The organism is Ruminococcus albus 7 = DSM 20455, from assembly GCF_000179635.2.
Taxonomy (GTDB): Bacteria; Bacillota; Clostridia; order Oscillospirales; family Ruminococcaceae; genus Hominimerdicola; species Hominimerdicola alba.
Genome location: NC_014833.1, coordinates 1,781,968 through 1,799,795, shown reverse-complemented (window position 1 = coordinate 1,799,795; position 17,828 = coordinate 1,781,968). Strand labels below are relative to the sequence as shown.

Genomic DNA, 17,828 nt, shown 5'->3' with positions numbered 1-17,828 from the left:
ATATATTATATCACACTAAATATAAAACGTCAATATTTTTTTCTTACAAAAAGACATTCCCCCGTGAACATACACGGGGGAACATCTTTAGAAGGACGTGAAATTTATGGTAAATCTAGAAATCATTATTTAATGGCCTTGCGTCCTTTAACGTGAGCAGACAGGAGAGATACATCAGAAATGTTGACCATACCGTCGCCGTTAACGTCAGCGCGCTTGATCTCTTCATCTGTCAGTGAGCTCTTGCCCTTTACGTAAGCTGATACCTTAGAAACATCAGTTACAGTTATCTTACCATCGCCGCTTACATCACCCTTGACAAAGTCATCATCTTCAAGAGCTGCCACAGCTGCTGCTGCATCAGTAAGCTTCTTAACTACTTCAGGATCGATCAGAGCCTTCTGTTCGTCGGTAAGTTCGTCATAAGCCTTCTGTGCTGCTGCTATAGCTTCAGCGTTATCCTTAGTAACATCTTCTGCTGCAGGGAGAGCACTTATTGCGTTCTTTACAGTATCTGCCTTATTCTTATCATCTGCAGCCTTCAGATTATCGTATGTTGTCTTAGCATCATCAAGTGTCTGCTTGTTCTGAACAAGTTCTTTCTGATCGTCAGTCAGTGCATTATAAGCTTCATCTGCTGCGTCGATCTTAGCCTTGCTTGCTTCATCGAAAGCAACTTCGCCTATACCATTGATAAGCTCATCAACTGCGCCTGCCTTAGTATTGTTATCAGCAGCGATCAGATTATCGTATGTTGTCTTAGCATCATCAAGTGTCTGCTTGTTCTGAACAAGTGCTTTCTGTTCGTCGGTCAGTGCATTATAAGCTTCATCGGCTGCGTCGATCTTAGCCTTGCTTGCTTCATCGAAAGCAACTTCGCCTATATCATTGATAAGCTCATCAACTGCGCCTGCCTTAGTATTGTTATCAGCAGCGATCAGATTATCGTATGTTGTCTTAGCATCATCAAGTGTCTGCTTGTTCTCAACAAGTGCCTTCTGATCATCGGTCAGTGCATTATAAGCTTCATCTGCTGCGTCGATCTTAGCCTTGCTTGTTTCATCGAAAGCAACTTCGCCTATCTCATCGATCAGATTTTCAACTGCATCAGCTGCTTCGTTGTCAGCTATATCCTGCAGTGCCTTTTCGTCAGCTGCCAGCTTATTGACCAAGTCATCCTTAACTGCGGACTTCTGATCTTCTGTCAGTGCATCATAAGCTTCGCGTGCTGCTGCTATTGCCTCAGCATCGTCCTTGGTAACTTCTTCTGCTGCAGGAAGTTCATCTATGGTTTTTTCAACTGCTTCTACTGCTGCAATATCTTCTGAATACTTCTTCAGTGCTTCTTCGAGATCTTCCAGCTTCTGGATATCTTCGGGATCAACCTTAGCAGCCTGCTCATCTGACATATTATCCAGAGATTCGCGTGCCTTTTCTATTACCTTCTTATCTACAAGAGCTATATCTTCAGAGGGAGACAGAGTATCCAGCAGATCCTTGATCTCTTCATACTTCTCCTTAACGATCAGGGTACCAGTGAGAGCAGTATCAACTGAATCGTCTTTTACCTCGATGGTGTACTCACCAACCTGGTTGATATTATCAATGTTGATGACCTTGCACCTATCGGTGATCTCAAGATCGTTCTCATCGTAAGCCTTGAAGTAATCCTCAGGATCGATCGTTTCGTCCTTATCGATGTAAGCTGTGGATACTTCGATCCTTGCAAGCTTAGCATTTGCCAGATTGAGTACTACATCATATTCAAATGTGTAGTTATTGCCCAGTGCTTCTGTGATCTCGGGCAGATCTTCATTTGTGATATGATCACCGTTCTGCTTGCCTGCTTCTATGATCACTTTACCGTTAACAGAAACTTCACCGCTTGTTATATCTGCGTTCATTATACCAGAAGAAGTATTATGACTTGAATACCTGTTAAGTGTATAGCTTACTTCTGTATCCTTATAGCCAACTACTTCAGGCAGTCCGGTCAGAGTTACCTTTACAGTTCTCTTGCTGATAGTAAATTCGTTGGAGTATCCGACACCCTCATCGTAGCTGTTTGCGTTTGCTGTTACAACTGCTCTGTATGTGCCTGCATCCTTGGGTGCATCGTCAAATGCTTCACCGAACTCGCCTGTTTCCTCATCCTTCTTCTGATACTGTAACTTAGTGGTAACTCCCTTTACAGATTCTTCGTTCTGGTTTACTACAGTAATGGTAGGATTGGGAACTGGTTTGCTGTTGTAGACCTTGTCAATGATATTACCGACAGTAACGTCAAGTGTACCATTCTTAATGTACCACTTGAACTCCACACCCTTTTCGCCTGCGGTGAAGTTACCGCTGGTTGTATCGTCGGTCTTGACAGATATATTCTTTTCACTTACAGTATTATCGTATCTAACACCTTCGATGAACGCATCCTTGCCGTCATGGCTTTCAACATTACCAAGGGTCAGAGTATAGTACTTGGTATCATCGGAATTCTTAACGCTGTAAGGTGCAGTTGCTGTTACCTTAGGTTCCTTAGTCTTGGAGTCATACTGATACTCGGTTTCTACGATAGTGATATCATCCTTTGTCAGCTCATAAGGAACTATTGTCAGGGTATCAAGCTTTACATCTTCCTCAGCATCGCCGTCATTGTTCTGCTCATCGTTATTATTCTTGGGCAGTACCAGCAGGTAGTTGTTAGCAGCCTCGTTATACTCTGCGAATATTTGGCTGGGAACCAGTTTGTACTCGCCTGCATCGTTTTCTTTTGCATCTTCAAAGTTATAACCCTCAGGTGTGAAAATCAGACCGAAGTTATACTCGCCACCATTGGGCTTATCCTTTTCTACTACGCCGTCCTGGGTATACAGAACATCGCTGTCCTTGATGAGTTCGCCCCATGTTATGGTGTTCTTCTCATTGTCCTTGATGCCGTTGGGTGCTACGGTTACTTCCTTCTTGGCGATCGCAGTATTAAAGTCGATGACCTTAGTCTTATAGTTATCGGAAGTTATAGTAACCTTACCCTTCTGCTCGCCTGCGCTGGTGATGTCGTAATCATCATCGCCTGAGGATCCGGTCTTCAGCTCGTAAACTTCATCGTTGAATATGTGTAAAGTAACTACGTTATCTTCAAATGTTACAGATGCTCTATCCCTTACATTTTCTTTAATATAGAATCCATCCAGAGGTGATTCACCAAGTCCATAGATTACCAAAAAGTCATGATCCTCTATATTTTCAATCGAAATTCTCGAAATTACTTCATTACTAGGAATTACTTCTGATTTAACTTCATTATTTTCAACACTATATTCAATTGCTTGATAAGTTACATTCTCACCCGTTGGCACGTTATACGTAAATCCAACAGTTGGTGTCAGCAGCTTGCCGTTATCAGCCTCGGTCAACTGGTAAGGAGTTTCTGCATCATCGGGTGCAATATACTCATAACCCTTACTGCCTTCAAATTCAAGCTTGATATTATCATCATTAAGGATATCATCCTTGTCATCAGCGTTGAAGTCGTTTATATCCAGCTTCTCACCGTCATAAACGATATCATCCTTAGGAGTCAGTTCCAGGGTGTTCTCAGCCTTTTCAATTCTCCACTTAATAGTAGCTTCGCCTGTGTATTTTTCAGGGTCGGTCTCAGGATCTGCAGACTCTACTGCGGAGATCTTGAACTCATAGAACTCATTATCAGGAGTAGCACCCTCCTTAGCTTCAACTGTGCTGGTGATATATTTCTGAGTAAGTTCGGTAACTGTGCCGTTTATGGTGTTCTTTACAACGATAGTGGGCTTCTGCTCTTCACCGTTATATGTAAAGGTATTTTCGGGGATAGTTACAACGCCGTTCTCAACTTTCAGAAGAGTTTCATCATACTTAGGTGTCTGCTGTTCTTCGGATGTAACTTTTGTTTTCAGGAAGAACTGACAACCTGTGTAACCAGGATCGGTTGAAGAACTGTTCTCATCGCCTGTCAGTGAACGAGGTGCGTACATAACGGTCTTTGTGATAGTACAAGGTACATCCTTTCCGTCGTATCCAACATTTACTACAGCTGAGAGCTCATATTCACCGAAATCGGTAAAGGTCTCCTGAGTTGTTGCCTTGTCAGCTTTTCTTATAGAAAGGCTCAAAGGTTCGATCTTGGTTATACCATTAGGAACCTGCTCGGGCTTGATAACTACATCTTCAACTACAGGCAGATCACCGTAGTGGTAAACCTCCTTGGGCTGGAGCAGTGCAAGCTCTACTGTGCCGACATTCTCGCCGTTCTCACCTATGCATTCAGCAAGGATAGTATCGGGCTTGTTAACGGTATCAACATGAGGATTGCCATATTCGTGAACGTGGGTGAAAGTAACCGTATCACCGGTATTCAGTGTTTCCGGATAAGTAACATCGTATTTAAACTTATAATTCTTCTCATTATAAGTAAAGCCGTCTTTTCTTATGCTCTCCACAAGCTGTGCCTTGCTGATATCTGTTGTGATGCTCTGGTTGGAGTAGATAACAGAACCGTCCTTGACATAAGCATAATCAAGTCCGCCCTCAACTACATAATCCATGCCCTCAACCATATCGTTGAATTCCAGATCAACGTTCTTCTCAGCTATGAAAGTAGCAGTGCCATTTTCTTCAAGAGGATAATTAGGGAATGTTACATGATATTTGTACAGATATGTGTTTCCATTAAATATAAAACCACCGTCCTGTGTTCCCCAGTCATAATGGATATAATCCTTATTTGTATCATTAAGGTAGAAACGCTTGTTGGTGTATATATCAACATAGTCGGTAACATATACATCGTTGCTGTCATAATCTACAGCATAATCTGTTTCTGTCAGATCCTGGAAGTTCAGAGTTACCTTATATTCTTCGATAAAGGAAATGACTTCGTTTTCACCGAAAGTTGCCTGATCGTTAACGGTCATTGTGCACTTGTACTTGAAATCTTCATAATCACCCTCTGTATCAGGATTCTTTTCAAAATCAAGAGTAGTATAGTCCTTGTCGGTTTTGAACTTCTTATTGGAATAGATAGTTACAACATCTCCGGGGGATACTTCAGTAACATTACCTACAACCGCATAGTCATCACCTTCTACAAAACCACCGGGTGATAAAGTGGCTGTTTTTACAACATCGGGGATATAATAGACAGTGTTGCCTACTTCCATATATTCGGAAATTTCTGTTTCAGTTTTACTGCAGTGATATATAGATTCTAATGAGGGATCATACCAATAAACATCGTAGTCATCCTCTAATTTTCTTACTATTACCAGGAAGTCTGAATCGTGACCGACCTCATTTAAGTGACTAAATGCCCATTCATATGCTTCATTTTCATTTGGGCATTCAATCATTTTATTAAGATCAGAAATAGATTCTGCCTTGACATAATTGGGCACCTGATAAGCTTCGATAATTTCTTCAATTTTGTCATACCTAAACTTGAAAGTGTAGCCGTCATTTGGAATGAAAGTAGTTGTATATGGATTACTACCAGTACCAACATAAGCCTTGACATTACCCTGATCATCGACATATATTCTGGTAACACCATTCCACCAGTTCGTATGACTAGTAAAAGACCCGTCAGAATACATGTCGACTTTTGTATCAGTATAGAAGTGGCATCGATTGTTCGTACCTGTTAAATCGATCGACTCACCTTTTTTTAGTATTACGCCATCAACAAGTTCGGGGCTGTCCTTGGTGTAGGTAGCTTCAATATCAGTAGCCGCCGCTTTGATAGTGCCGCCGAAATTAACCAGTGGCTGCAGTGGAACTGCTCCGCCTACGATAAGAACTGCACACAGTCCTGCTACCATTCTCTTAAGATCTTTTGACAAATTACGTGCCATAATTAAATTCACCTGTCCTTTCAAATTTTTGACTAACTCATTTTGCGTACGTTCGCGGTACGCACCGCTACATTTGAATGTTCGATCTCTGTCATTCAATCGTCCTCCTTTTTATGAATAAACAAAACGCTCTGAAAGATAAATCATCCAAAGAGCGCATCTATCAATAGATATCGCGAAAAGCACGCATCAGCATATGAATCACCGTTCGCATAGCAGAACTTTAACATCATATTTACGCACTCTCCTTTTTAATGAATCTTAATAATTTTGACAGATTATGTATTTCATATTAATAGTTATATCACACTTTCACAGCATTGTCAATAGTTTCTGATTAATTAATCTGTATCTTTGTAAATATCATACAACGTGAATGTCGATTCTATATGAAAATTTCCAAACTGTTAAGTATATGATAAGATTTTTTACTTTCAAAAGACTTTGCTACCACTTAATTAGCGAATTTATTAACGTTTGATTAAGCAATTTGAAAATCTATAACCTAACAATAAATTATCCGAATATAACCATCCAGCACGCATTAACTACATATAAAAGGCAGCCTGCACACATCGCACAGACTGCCTTCAGTAATATTATATTTATATACATTTTGTTTTTAACACATAGCTAATGTCGGCTGATGACCGGCATTATGGTTTTATTTTTTCTATCTTTATATTGTAATTAATTTTTTATATCTGATCTAGTGGTCATAATGCTCTGCACCTTTATGATACACCAGGCAGGACAATCGGTAGGACAGATAGTACATCACAAGGTTTATCAAAACCACCACAGACAGCGTTATGTATTTAGAATCTATCAGACTCTTACCAAAATCAAATAATTTATCCATGCTGTCTGAATACACAATAAGATATAATATTAATATAAAAGCACCTATTGACATTATTATAACTTTTATGACACTGCCGATCTTTTTGCCGAATAAATAATAAAACGGAATATCTATCGCACGAAGGAATAACTGCAGAATGCTCAGCGGAAGTGCGACAGCCATGATCTTGTAAAAATCTGTTTGCTCTGCATAAGAGAGATATTTGCGATAACCTGTATCAAAAATCAGCAGAGAAAGCAAAAACAGCGCTATCATACCAAATATCATTATATATTTGTTCCTCAAAAAGCCCTTGTGACCGTCAGCTGTGGATGATACCCAGTAACTCCAGAGTTTTTTGTCATCACCGTCAAGCACACTGACCTGCAAAGCACCAGCCACAACAAAGCCTATGATAAGTGCTATTATGCAAACCATAGCAGAATCTTCACCTTCCAGGAGCGTGATCAGGGCAAAAGGGGCAAACGCACAAAGTATCATTGAAAGAATGGAACGATGGTTCTGTTTCCATTCCTTATATACAAGTCCTTTCACTATGGTTCTCTCCTTTCGTGCAAACGCCACATTGTAAGAAAATACGATCCAAGGGAGATCACAAAGGATGATACTGCAACGGCAGTTACCTTGCCTGATGCAATAAATGATGCAAATAAGTACGAGCTGTCACCATATAAAGGATGTCCGAAAGGTACAGGAGAATCCATTTGTATAGTAAAATCCATGGTGCAAACTTTGATTATTATGATCACAGCGCATACTATAGCAGCAAGACCCATTAACTCCAGCTGTGCTCTGGTTTGGGCGAACCTGACAACAAAGCTGTATACAATATCAATGATCACAAAGAGCGTTGCGAAAAACAGGAATATATTCACCGCATAGCACGTCAGATGCTGACCTAAATTATTTTCTATAAAGAGTGAGTATACTATTATAATAGTACCGTAGATCAGTATGTAGATCAGCTTTATCAGAAGATCTGCTACTGCCTGCTGCATAGGTGTCGGGGGAAGAACGCGGATATAATGGTTCCAGCCGGTATTAGCATCCATTCTGTAAACGCCGTTATTTGCACCCGCAAACATACCGCAAAGCATCGCAAGCATAAAAGAAAAGACGCAGAACACCAGCATATGATCTTTCATTTTAGCCGGATCAGAAACAGGCACTAAAAACAACACTGAAAAGAAAGCATCCAATAACAGTATCAAAAATAAAAACAATCTGTCTCTGGTACGCTTTAACCTTAAACTTCTGTATATCAAAGAACGGTACATTTTCATCTTAACCACTCCTCATCATAACGATGAACATAGAACAGCATTATATCATCAATGTTAGCAGGATCTATAATGCAGTCACTGTACTTGCTGAGAGCCTGCTCTTTATTATTCACCATTACCTCCGCGCCAAAGTTATTGGTACGGATGCTGACGATATCATCAGGATCTATCTTTGTCAGTTTATCGTAGCCGCACTTTATGATACCATGTCGCTCGATCAGTTCATCCTTGTAGCCTGTTAGCAGTATCCTGCCCTTATCTATGAATGTGACCATATCAGCTATCTTTTCAAGATCAGAAGTGATATGCGATGACATAAGGATAGAACGCTCACCGTCCTGAAGATATTCCATAAAAATGTGAAGTATCTCATCACGAACTACAGGGTCAAGACCTGCTGTTGCCTCGTCCATTATAAGCAGCTCCGCATTATGTGACAGCGCACAGGCTATCTGCAGTTTCATTTTCATACCCTTGGAAAACTTTCCTATCTTCTTCTTGTAAGGCAGTTGAAAAAGATCTAAATAATACAGATATACATTATTGTCCCATTCAGGATACAGACCCTCAAATATCTTTGCTATATCCTTTACTGTAAACATATCATGAAATGGCAGATCGTCAAATACAACAGCGATACGCTTTTTGATCTCTGCTTCGTTCTGTACATGGTCAAGCCCCAGCAGACTTATCTCTCCGCTGTTTATCTTAGTGATATTCAGCATACTGCGTATAGTAGTGGTCTTGCCTGCTCCGTTCTGTCCTATAAAGCCCATGATGCAGCCTTTGGGAACTTTAAAGCTGACATTTTCCAGACCAAAGTCCTTATAAGTCTTGCTTACGCCGCGTAACTCTATGGCGTTTTCATATTCATTCATTTTATTCTCCTCCATTTACTAGGTCAAGAAGCTCGTGTAGCTCCTCCATAGTGATACCTGCCTTACGAGCTGTATCTCCTGCCTCCATAAGCAGTGATTCTACACGTTTGATCTGCTCCTCACGATATATCTCTAAATTCTGCGCTTTTACAAAAGAGCCTCTGCCCGTATACGACTCGATAAAGCCGTCTCGTTCAAGCTCCTCGTAGGCTCGCTTTGTCGTCATGAAGCTGATACGAAGTTCCGTAGCGAGGAGCCGCATTGATGGCAACGCTTCACCCTCTCCCAGCTTCCCTTCAAGTATCAGCGTCTTTATCTGGTTCGCTATCTGCAAATAGATAGGTTCACCTGATGAGTTGCTGATGTTTATATTCATAATACTCGTGCACTCCTTGTGGTCATATCACTTTGATGCACACTCCGGATTGTAACATCAAAGTCTAAATTGTATAACTACTATGTATACAATTATAGCAGCTGTGTTACACTTTGTCAAGAGGTATTTGTAAAAAAATTAAAAAGCAGATGTTTGCTTATGATGAAGCACATCTCAGCCGGTCAAAGACTTGACTTTCAGCAACTGTTGTGATATAATAAGTTCTGCCGGTTCGGAGGGCAAAACATTCGATGGAAATGTAATGCCGGATAAGACCGCAGGCTGAAATGCCTGCGGTTTTATCCGGCTTTTTTATGGAGGTATATAAATGAAAAACAATAACTTTACTGAGGGCGCGATACTGCCGAAGCTGTTGAGATTTATGCTGCCTGTGTTATTTGCTATGTTCCTGCAGTCGCTATACGGAGCAGTCGATCTGCTGGTCGTGGGACGATTCGGCACAGACGCAGATGTTTCAGCTGTATCTACAGGTTCACAGATAGTACAAACCCTTACAAACCTGATAGTCAGCTTTTCAATGGGCATCACTGTAGCTGTCGGGCAGAAGATCGGACAAGGCCGACCTAAAGAAGCCTCTAAGATAATTGGTACAGGACTAATTATTTTTGCTTTGACAGGTGTATTATTCACTCTGATAAGCATAATCGGTGCAGGCGGACTTGCCTTTGTTATGCAGGCACCAAAAGAAGCCTTTGACCTTACCAAAAGCTATATACGTATCTGCGGCGGTGGTTTTCTTATCATAACAGCCTATAATCTTCTCGGAAGTATATTCCGAGGACTCGGAGATTCCAAAACACCTTTGATAGCTGTCGGTATTGCCTGCGTATTCAATATCATAGGAGATCTGTTCTTTGTATCGGTAATGCATCTCGGAGCATCGGGTGCTGCAATAGCTACTGTTATCGCACAGCTTATCAGCGTAGTGATCTCGTTTTTTATAATAAAAATGAAAGAATTGCCGTTTGAGCTGAACAGAACTTACCTGAAAATAGAAAATCACTATGCTATGAATATTATCCGTATAGGTTCACCGATCGCTTTGCAGGATTTTCTGGTCGGTATATCCTTTCTTGTAATGCTTGCTATAGTCAACAATATCGGCGTGACAGAATCAGCAGGAGTAGGTGTTGCTCAGAAAGTATGTGGATTTATAATGCTCGTCCCTGCTGCATTTATGCAATCGATGTCAGCATTTGTTGCTCAGAATTATGGTGCAGGTCACAATGACCGTGCTGTAAAAACACTCAGAACAGGAATAGCTGTATCAGTATTCTTTGGCGTAGTTATGTTTTTTGTGACATTCTTCCGCGGAGACCTGCTTGCAGGTATATTCTCAAACAAGCCCGGAACAGTTGCTGCTGCCTATGACTATCTGAAAGCATACGCTATCGACTGTCTGCTGACCTGTTTCCTGTTCTGCTTTATCGGCTTTTATAATGGTATAGCCAAAACCGGCTTCGTAATGATACAGGGTATAGCAGGTGCATTTCTTGTAAGGATACCTGTTGCATTCGTGATGCAGCACTTCGGAGGCGGTTCATTGTTCCTGATCGGACTTGCAACTCCGTGTTCTACAGTATTGCAGATAATTATGTGTTTCGCAGTATATGTTCAGTTCAAAAGAAGTATCGATCGAAAAGCGGAAAAAACTTCGCTGTGAGCCGAATAAAACAAGTTCTGCATCCGTTCAGGAGATCATAAAACCTTGTATTTCCTGAGTAATTCAAGGTTATGCTCTTTTCTCCTTTCAAGTTCTTCCATTGTCTGCTTGTGTATTTCTTCATCTTCAAGAAATGTCTGCACTCTTTTGCGGGCTTCATTATATCGATGTTCAAATTCTAAAAGATTTTGTGATATTTTCTCCTGCGAACGTGAAGCTCGTATGCTCGCTTCATTTCGACGTTTCAATTCAGCTGAGTATCGCTTTTCAAGATCAGCTAGCGGATTATCTAAAATATACCTGATAACCGTATCACTGAATGGCGCAGCAAGAGATTCATTTATTGGCAATGAAATAATAGCAATATGTTCTTTAAATGTTCGTGCATCATAATCTACTACATCTTTAAGCGTTTTAACATTATCCAGAACAGGAAGTATCCATGTCATTGTTTCATTCAATGAATTCTGAACAGCGTCTGATAAAGGCATAAAATCAGCATAGTATTTAAATCCGCCCTTATCAAATGGCTTGTCTGTTATATGCCACTCATGATAGAAATCCCATAGATCTTTATACCATATTTCGTTTTGCCTGAATGTACGGTCAATACAAAGATCTTCGCGGTAAACAGTAGCGATCGCTCCAAAAGGCACCAGATGCGATTTCATATCATGGATACCGACAATATGTATGATCTCATCGTTGATAACACGAACGTATAGCGGCATACGAACTTTTGGCTTTTTAAAGCCTAATGGTTCAAGTGCCTCACCATAGATCTGAGTAAACAAAGTGTTTAATGTTGGCTTTTTTTCTTCAGCCTTTTTAAAACTGAGTCTTAATATACTTTCGTCATTTCTTATGCCGAGTTCATCACTATCAGCAAGCATATCCACGCCAAATAGCGATGATATTTTGCTAAGTCTTTCATCAGCCAAAAGATCACTTTCACCGGTCAACTCAATGAGTTTTTCGATGTCTGCTTTGTTATTCAGCAATAGTTTCCAGCATTCGGGCTTTATTTCATTATTTCCCATGCCGTAGATCTCACCATCGCCCACAACGATCCTATCTGCACTCTCTCCTGTTTTGTCAAAGAGTTCAAGTACTGCGATATCGCTGTCTGTTACTTCCTCGGTAATACACGGAAGTTTCATGCTTTTTGAAATAGCTTTGGCATCATTAAAAAGCGCTCTTGAATCATCACTGCTGTCCATATCAGCAAGAGTTGCCCACTGCTGATCAACAGATAACGCAATGATATAAGTTTTCACGGCTTCATCGTCATCACATGGCACGAAGCCTTTCTTTTTCATATATGCGTTGATACCTTTGATAAATTTTTCTTTGTCCTTGATTTTAAAATGCACTGTATTTGAAAAGTTTCCCATTAATGTTTTCTCCTCCTTTATATCAGCCATACTTCACAAAAAGTACTCGGTTGATCGGATATTCATTTCCATATTATATCACGGATAAATTACTTTGTCCAGTTATTTGCACGATCGGTTATATATGATCAATTACTATGGACAGAATGATATCAGCAAATACGATAAAGCGGCACGTAGAACACTCTATGTGCCGTTTTCCTTTTGGGATAGTATTCTTGTTACAGAATACCTTTGTGTGATATGTATCAGAATAATATTAACGTTTTGTATGTATTGCCGAAAATAGAAAAATTCATCGCAATATATTGACACAGTGTCAGAATAGTGTTATAATATCTATAGTGACACAATGTCAGAATAATATTGCTGATTCACAATAAACAGCATTTACGATTGTAAATTCAATCCGCACTATAAAAAGAGAATGTACAATGCCAAAGGGTTCACCCGAACTTACCGCTTCACGCAGAGAAGAGATCGTTAATGCCTGTGAAAAGCTTTATCAGACCATGAGTTTAAAGGAGATGATCCTGCAAGACCTTGCAATACTGATGTTCTTTGTGCTTGTGGGGTATGTGCTGTCTGAGATCACGCAAAAAGAACAATGTTTACAGTTCAAAGAAAAGTGAGGTACAGAATGAAGATAGTAATACTGATGGGGAGTCCTAACCGAAAAGGCTCAACGAGCATTCTTGTCGAAAATTTCAGAAGAGGTGCAGAGGAAAGCGGACACAATATCGAAGTGGTAGATGTCTGTCATGCAGATATCCACCCATGTACCGGTTGTATTGCCTGTGGTTACGAAGGCGACTGTGTTCAGCGTGATGATAATGAGGGTATCCGCAAAGCACTGCTTTCCTGTGATATGGTGGTGTTTGCAACACCGCTTTATTACTACGGCATGAGCGCACAGCTCAAAATAGTGCTTGACCGTTTCTGTGCATACAACAGCAGTCTTAACAGCAGACATTTGAGATCGGCACTTCTGACAGTTGCCTGGAATTCCGATGACTGGACATTTGATGCACTGACAGCACACTACAAAACACTTGTGCGCTATATAAATTTTGAGGATAAAGGTATGGTTCTGGGATACGGCTGCGGAAGTCCGTCTATGACAGCGTCGAGCATTTATCCCAAACAAGCATACAAATTAGGAAGATCATTATAACGGAGGTAATAAACTATGAGCAAAAAATTAGTTGCGTTTTTTTCAGCAAGCGGCAACACAGCCAGACTTGCAAAGAAACTGGCGGAAGCAGCAGAAGCAGATCTCTACGAGATAAAGCCTGCTATTCCCTACACAAGTGCAGATCTCAACTGGCAGAACAAGCAGTCTCGCAGCAGTATTGAGATGAGCGATCACAGCTCAAGACCCGAACTTGCTGACAAAAGTGCTGATATTGCAGCTTATGACACCGTCTATGTAGGATTCCCCGTATGGTGGTATATTGCCCCTACGATCATCAATTCATTTCTTGAAAGCTGTGATTTTTCTGGTAAAAAGATCATTCTCTTTGCAACATCGGGAGGCAGCGGTTTCGGAAAGACTGTTGAAAATCTGAAAAACAGCGCACCGAATGCCGAGATCGTTGAGGGCAAAGTCAATCCGTCGGATATGGATATCAGAGCACTTGCAGATATGAATTAAAACCTGATGGAATAATAAAATAGAATCATATATATGTAATTATTTATCAATGACCAAAAAGACCTGCTGTGGGAGAATATAAAACATAGCAGGTCTTGTATTTTACATACAGATCGCGCACCAGATAACCATACTCATAAACATAGGAGCTTATGACGTATAACATCCGTAGCGGTGTGCCTGATGTACCTATGAAAATCAGCACTCTGATCTTGCCGGGATCAAAGTGCTGATATATTTAGGTTTTGAGTTTATTATCAAAGTTAAGAGAAGGACAATGATTTTTTTGATGCGCTGCATTGTATTGTCTTTCCTGCTTTCATGTGATATAATTTAAAAAGATTTTGAAATATATGCAACCAATGCACTCTGTTTGGGTAGTATTATAGTAGAAGCTTCTGATAAAATATGAGAGGAGATACATAGTGGAAGATCAGCAGATCATTGAAATGTATTTACAGCGAAATGAAAATGCCGTTGTACATACCGAACGGAAATACACAAAATATTGTCGGACGATCGCAAAACATATCCTGCATATCCCCGAAGATGCGGATGAAGCAATTAACGAGACCTGGCTTGCAGCATGGAACAGTATTCCACCACACATACCCGAATGTCTGCAAACATTTCTTGGCAAACTGACACGAAACATCAGCTTGAAACGTGTTCGTTCTGACAAAGCTATAAAACGCGGTGCAGATGAAGTCAGAGTCATATATGATGAAGTTGCTGAGTGGCTGAGATCTGATCAGAATGTTGAACAACAGGTATCCGAGCAAGCCCTTGCGGAAGAAATTGAGCATTTTCTTGAAAACATATCTGATACAGAACGTAATTTATTTGTCCGTCGTTATTGGTATATGCAGTCAATTTCCGAGATTGCTGAGAATCACGGTTTTTCTGAAAGCAAGGTAAAATCCATGCTGTTCAGGACACGAAAAAAACTCTATGCCAAACTAAAAAAGGAGAATTATCTATGAATGCTGATACATTTATGAATGCGGTCGGAATGATAGAAGACCGTTATCTTGATGTTGATATACCGAAAAGAACGATCACACATCGAAAGTGGACAAAAAGGATAGTTTCAGTTGCAGCTGCTGCAGCATTGATAACTTGTCCGCTCCCGACACTGACAGCATTTGGTGTCGATCCTGCGTACAATATCCTATACCATATTGCTCCTTCTGTTGCACAGACATTCAAACCGGTACAGAAAACGTGTGAAGATAATGGAATTGAAATGACGGTCATCTCCGCTGAACGTAATGGAAGTGAAGCGAGCGTATATCTTGCAATGCACGATACAACAGGTACTTGTCCTGACGGTGATTGGGATCTGTATGACAGCTATCACATCAATGTTCCCCATGATATGACAGGTCATTGCAGCTTCTCGGAATATGATGCTGATTCCCATACTGCCTATTTTGTGGTGCATTTGGAAACGATGGACGGCAGCGCTATGCCAAATGGTAAGGTCACTTTCTCCGTTCATGAGATGATGACGGGCAAAATTAAAACGAAGACGGCACTTGAAGCTATTGATATGAGCAGTATCCCTTATGAACCACAGACCATGACACGAAATGAAATCAGTGGCGGATTTTCCTATGACGAGCTTCCCGATCCCCATGAGTATCGTTTTTTGATTCCTTCCGAACAAACGCTTTGCACTCCCGCACCAAATGTCTCTGTAATGAATATCGGATACATTGACGGTGCGCTTCATATCCTGACACGATATGAAGACAATTCGCATACCGACAGTCACGGCTTTATCAAGCTTTGCAACACCAATGGTGTCCAAATAGGTGAAACCACAGAATTTGGATTTGATTATTCTGATGATACTAACAAGGACAATTATACGGAACAGATCATACCTGTTTCTTATGATGAGCTGTGCAAATGCACTCTGCAAGGTGAATTTGTAACTGCACAGGATTATACTTCCGGAGATTGGGAGATCACTTTTACGCTGGAATAACGTTTCTTACATATCCCTTATCCACAGCAGGAAAATACAAAGCACCTCCAACAATCTGTCAAGGAGATCAACTGTAAGACTTGTAGCTTTGCGTTCAGCCATAGCTAGTGTGTTATAAAAAACGATCAGGAGCCGCGATGCTGGATCGCGGCTCCTGATATTATTATTAAGTCGATAGCTTATTTTTCTAATGTATCTTTTGTTGATTTCTTTTCAGCCGGATCAAAGTGCCCTTTGCTGACAACCAACATAACTCGTTCATTAGGTCTGACAGATCTGGCTGAGCTAGGTTCGGTGAATATAACAGTCCCCTCTGGAACTGTATCGGAGTACATCCAATATATAGTAGTATTAAATCCCTGAGATTGTATCTCTGATACAGCATCATTTTTATCTTTGCCAACTACATCAGGAATTGAAACAAGCTGTTCTTTAGAAGCCGTGCCACTGAAATATATTTTCACTTGACTTCCAAACTCAATTTCATTGCCTGCTTCAGGTTTAGTTATTAATACAGTATCCTCAGGAACGTCTTCATATTCTATCGGATGCACGTCTATTTTGAATCCCAGCGATTCTAACTCTGATATAGCTTCGGTTTTGTTTTTGCCTGCAACATCGGGAATGGTCACGGTCATTTTTCAGTTTTATTCTCATCGGGATAATCAAAGCGTTCACACTTTCGGTTGCCGTTTTCATCATATTCAGCACTTTCATCATCGAATATCTCAACATATACCCTTTCGACTCCAATGATATTACCGTTTTCGTCACGTTTGAAATCCGCATCGAAATTATTGCCGTCTTCAATAAACTGTCTAGTTATGCTGCCATCCTTCATAAGTTCACGCGCAAATTTCATTTTATCATTTACTTCTAAGCCCTCACGCTCGTAATCACAGATCAAATATAGGTATTCTTTTGAAGTATCTGCTTGAATACTATCTATATTTAAGGGCTTACCGCTTTCGTTATATTTTATGATAGCTGCCTCTAATTCTTCATACACCTTCTTTGCGCAAGAACTATCATAACTTAATCTTTTGGTGATACCATTTTCCCTTACACCGCCATTCGATCCATACGACGGATAAGTGTTAAAGTATTTGTGTTCATCATCAAGAAATATGTATACATAGTTTACACTTACTGTTTTAGTACCACTCTCATTGAACATGAAGTCAACAGCAAAATCATACTGTTCTGCATTAAATCCATCTAAATCAGCTAAAGACTTGTTGAGTGCTGCTGCAAATTCCATTGCAGAACATTTGCCATCCTCATGAACTATATTGTTTTTGCTTGACTGTCTGACCATTTCAGCGGTTATGATCTTTTCTTCACCAAGAACAAACTCATCACCTGTGCTATCGATAAGATCCGCATATGCTTCAAGCGCTGAGTTATATATAATTTTTATATTTCTGAGAATTGTCTTATCTGCTATTTCGATATAACCCTCTTGAGGTGAATAATCTTCTTTTACAGAATCTTCTCTGTCTGTTGTATAATTATCCTCTCCCTGACCTGCGGGCTGGATCAACGCTTTTTCGGTGTACTGATCTCTCGCCAGTTTCATTCCGCCTATCACAGCCACAACAGCTGCCGCTGCAATTACTGCACCTGTTCTCAGCTTGCTGTGTACCTTTATATGTCCGTTGCTTTCATGTACTTTATTATCATTCATTCCAATGACCTCCGTTTTATCTTCCATGCTGTCCGCATATCGAGGAAATCGCTGACCGAGCTCATTTTTCAGTTCGGCTTTTTTCTCATCGGAAAGCTTTGCTTTGCCGTACATATCTTTTATCGCGCTCAT

The 17,828-nt window shown here is 40.4% G+C and carries 14 protein-coding genes; 6 read left to right on the top strand and 8 right to left on the bottom strand.

Annotation, left to right across the window (positions count from 1 at the left end):
- Positions 1 to 125: 125 nt before the first annotated feature.
- The 5 genes from RUMAL_RS22445 to RUMAL_RS07925 all read right to left on the bottom strand — a co-directional run bounded on the left by RUMAL_RS22445 (position 126) and on the right by RUMAL_RS07925 (position 9,284).
- Positions 126 to 5,882, bottom strand: coding sequence for a dockerin type I domain-containing protein (locus RUMAL_RS22445; RefSeq protein WP_043550714.1), 5,757 nt, complete (start codon positions 5,880 to 5,882; stop codon positions 126 to 128).
- A 709-nt stretch (positions 5,883 to 6,591) separates the two neighbouring features.
- Complete coding sequence (locus RUMAL_RS07940) at positions 6,592 to 7,281, bottom strand: ABC-2 transporter permease (protein WP_013498222.1); 690 nt, start codon at positions 7,279 to 7,281, stop codon at positions 6,592 to 6,594.
- Complete coding sequence (locus RUMAL_RS21750) at positions 7,281 to 7,892, bottom strand: hypothetical protein (protein WP_154662768.1); 612 nt, start codon at positions 7,890 to 7,892, stop codon at positions 7,281 to 7,283. Before RUMAL_RS21750 ends, RUMAL_RS07940 begins: the two co-directional genes overlap by 1 nt.
- A 134-nt stretch (positions 7,893 to 8,026) precedes the next feature.
- The gene (locus RUMAL_RS07930) at positions 8,027 to 8,908 is read right to left on the bottom strand and encodes an ABC transporter ATP-binding protein (protein WP_013498220.1); all 882 of its coding nucleotides are present in this window, start codon (positions 8,906 to 8,908) and stop codon (positions 8,027 to 8,029) included.
- A 1-nt stretch (position 8,909) separates the two neighbouring features.
- Positions 8,910 to 9,284: a GntR family transcriptional regulator gene (locus RUMAL_RS07925; RefSeq protein WP_013498219.1), complete on the bottom strand. Its 375-nt coding sequence runs from the start codon at positions 9,282 to 9,284 to the stop codon at positions 8,910 to 8,912.
- Positions 9,285 to 9,612: 328 nt separating this feature from the next.
- Here RUMAL_RS07925 and RUMAL_RS07920 point away from each other — a divergent pair, with 328 nt between their 5' ends.
- Positions 9,613 to 10,968 (top strand): MATE family efflux transporter, encoded by a 1,356-nt coding sequence (locus tag RUMAL_RS07920; RefSeq protein WP_013498218.1) that lies wholly within the window; start codon positions 9,613 to 9,615, stop codon positions 10,966 to 10,968.
- Positions 10,969 to 11,003: 35 nt separating this feature from the next.
- On the opposite strand, the gene RUMAL_RS07915 is transcribed toward RUMAL_RS07920, so the two are convergent.
- The gene (locus tag RUMAL_RS07915) at positions 11,004 to 12,362 is read right to left on the bottom strand and encodes a hypothetical protein (RefSeq protein WP_013498217.1); all 1,359 of its coding nucleotides are present in this window, start codon (positions 12,360 to 12,362) and stop codon (positions 11,004 to 11,006) included.
- A 434-nt stretch (positions 12,363 to 12,796) separates the two neighbouring features.
- On the opposite strand from RUMAL_RS07915, the gene RUMAL_RS07910 reads away from it, so the two are divergent.
- The 5 genes from RUMAL_RS07910 (at position 12,797) to RUMAL_RS07890 (ending at position 16,009) form a co-directional block, all read left to right on the top strand.
- A complete protein-coding gene (locus RUMAL_RS07910) occupies positions 12,797 to 12,994 on the top strand; it encodes a hypothetical protein (RefSeq protein WP_013498216.1) in 198 nt (65 codons plus the stop codon).
- A gap of 8 nt (positions 12,995 to 13,002) precedes the next feature.
- A complete protein-coding gene (locus tag RUMAL_RS07905; RefSeq protein ID WP_013498215.1) occupies positions 13,003 to 13,536 on the top strand; it encodes a flavodoxin family protein in 534 nt (177 codons plus the stop codon).
- Positions 13,537 to 13,551: 15 nt separating this feature from the next.
- Positions 13,552 to 14,016, top strand: a complete 465-nt coding sequence (locus tag RUMAL_RS07900; RefSeq protein ID WP_013498214.1) for a flavodoxin — start codon at positions 13,552 to 13,554, stop codon at positions 14,014 to 14,016.
- A gap of 425 nt (positions 14,017 to 14,441) precedes the next feature.
- Positions 14,442 to 14,999 carry an RNA polymerase sigma factor gene (locus RUMAL_RS07895; RefSeq protein ID WP_013498213.1) on the top strand — a complete coding sequence of 186 codons (558 nt, stop codon included), beginning with the start codon at positions 14,442 to 14,444 and terminating at the stop codon, positions 14,997 to 14,999.
- A complete protein-coding gene (locus tag RUMAL_RS07890) occupies positions 14,996 to 16,009 on the top strand; it encodes a DUF4179 domain-containing protein (protein ID WP_013498212.1) in 1,014 nt (337 codons plus the stop codon). Before RUMAL_RS07895 ends, RUMAL_RS07890 begins: the two co-directional genes overlap by 4 nt.
- Positions 16,010 to 16,188: 179 nt before the next feature.
- Here the strand turns inward: RUMAL_RS07890 and RUMAL_RS07885 are convergent, their stop codons facing one another.
- Both RUMAL_RS07885 and RUMAL_RS07880 read right to left on the bottom strand, forming a co-directional pair.
- Complete coding sequence (locus RUMAL_RS07885) at positions 16,189 to 16,647, bottom strand: PASTA domain-containing protein (protein WP_013498211.1); 459 nt, start codon at positions 16,645 to 16,647, stop codon at positions 16,189 to 16,191.
- Positions 16,644 to 17,828, bottom strand: a complete 1,185-nt coding sequence (locus RUMAL_RS07880) for a hypothetical protein (protein ID WP_013498210.1) — start codon at positions 17,826 to 17,828, stop codon at positions 16,644 to 16,646. The genes RUMAL_RS07885 and RUMAL_RS07880 overlap by 4 nt, the downstream gene beginning before the upstream one ends.

Excerpts from the sequence above, each read along its gene's own strand:
- RUMAL_RS22445 (WP_043550714.1), bottom strand. The coding sequence starts at position 5,882 with ATGGCACGTAATTTGTCAAAAGATCTTAAGAGAATGGTAGCAGGACTG.
- RUMAL_RS21750 (WP_154662768.1), bottom strand. The coding sequence starts at position 7,892 with ATGAAAGATCATATGCTGGTGTTCTGCGTCTTTTCTTTTATGCTTGCG.
- RUMAL_RS07930 (WP_013498220.1), bottom strand. The coding sequence starts at position 8,908 with ATGAATGAATATGAAAACGCCATAGAGTTACGCGGCGTAAGCAAGACT.
- RUMAL_RS07925 (WP_013498219.1), bottom strand. The coding sequence starts at position 9,284 with ATGAATATAAACATCAGCAACTCATCAGGTGAACCTATCTATTTGCAG.
- RUMAL_RS07920 (WP_013498218.1), top strand. The coding sequence starts at position 9,613 with ATGAAAAACAATAACTTTACTGAGGGCGCGATACTGCCGAAGCTGTTG.
- RUMAL_RS07915 (WP_013498217.1), bottom strand. The coding sequence starts at position 12,362 with ATGGGAAACTTTTCAAATACAGTGCATTTTAAAATCAAGGACAAAGAA.
- RUMAL_RS07910 (WP_013498216.1), top strand. The coding sequence starts at position 12,797 with ATGCCAAAGGGTTCACCCGAACTTACCGCTTCACGCAGAGAAGAGATC.
- RUMAL_RS07905 (WP_013498215.1), top strand. The coding sequence starts at position 13,003 with ATGAAGATAGTAATACTGATGGGGAGTCCTAACCGAAAAGGCTCAACG.
- RUMAL_RS07900 (WP_013498214.1), top strand. The coding sequence starts at position 13,552 with ATGAGCAAAAAATTAGTTGCGTTTTTTTCAGCAAGCGGCAACACAGCC.
- RUMAL_RS07890 (WP_013498212.1), top strand. The coding sequence starts at position 14,996 with ATGAATGCTGATACATTTATGAATGCGGTCGGAATGATAGAAGACCGT.
- RUMAL_RS07885 (WP_013498211.1), bottom strand. The coding sequence starts at position 16,647 with ATGACCGTGACCATTCCCGATGTTGCAGGCAAAAACAAAACCGAAGCT.
- RUMAL_RS07880 (WP_013498210.1), bottom strand. The coding sequence starts at position 17,828 with ATGAGCGCGATAAAAGATATGTACGGCAAAGCAAAGCTTTCCGATGAG.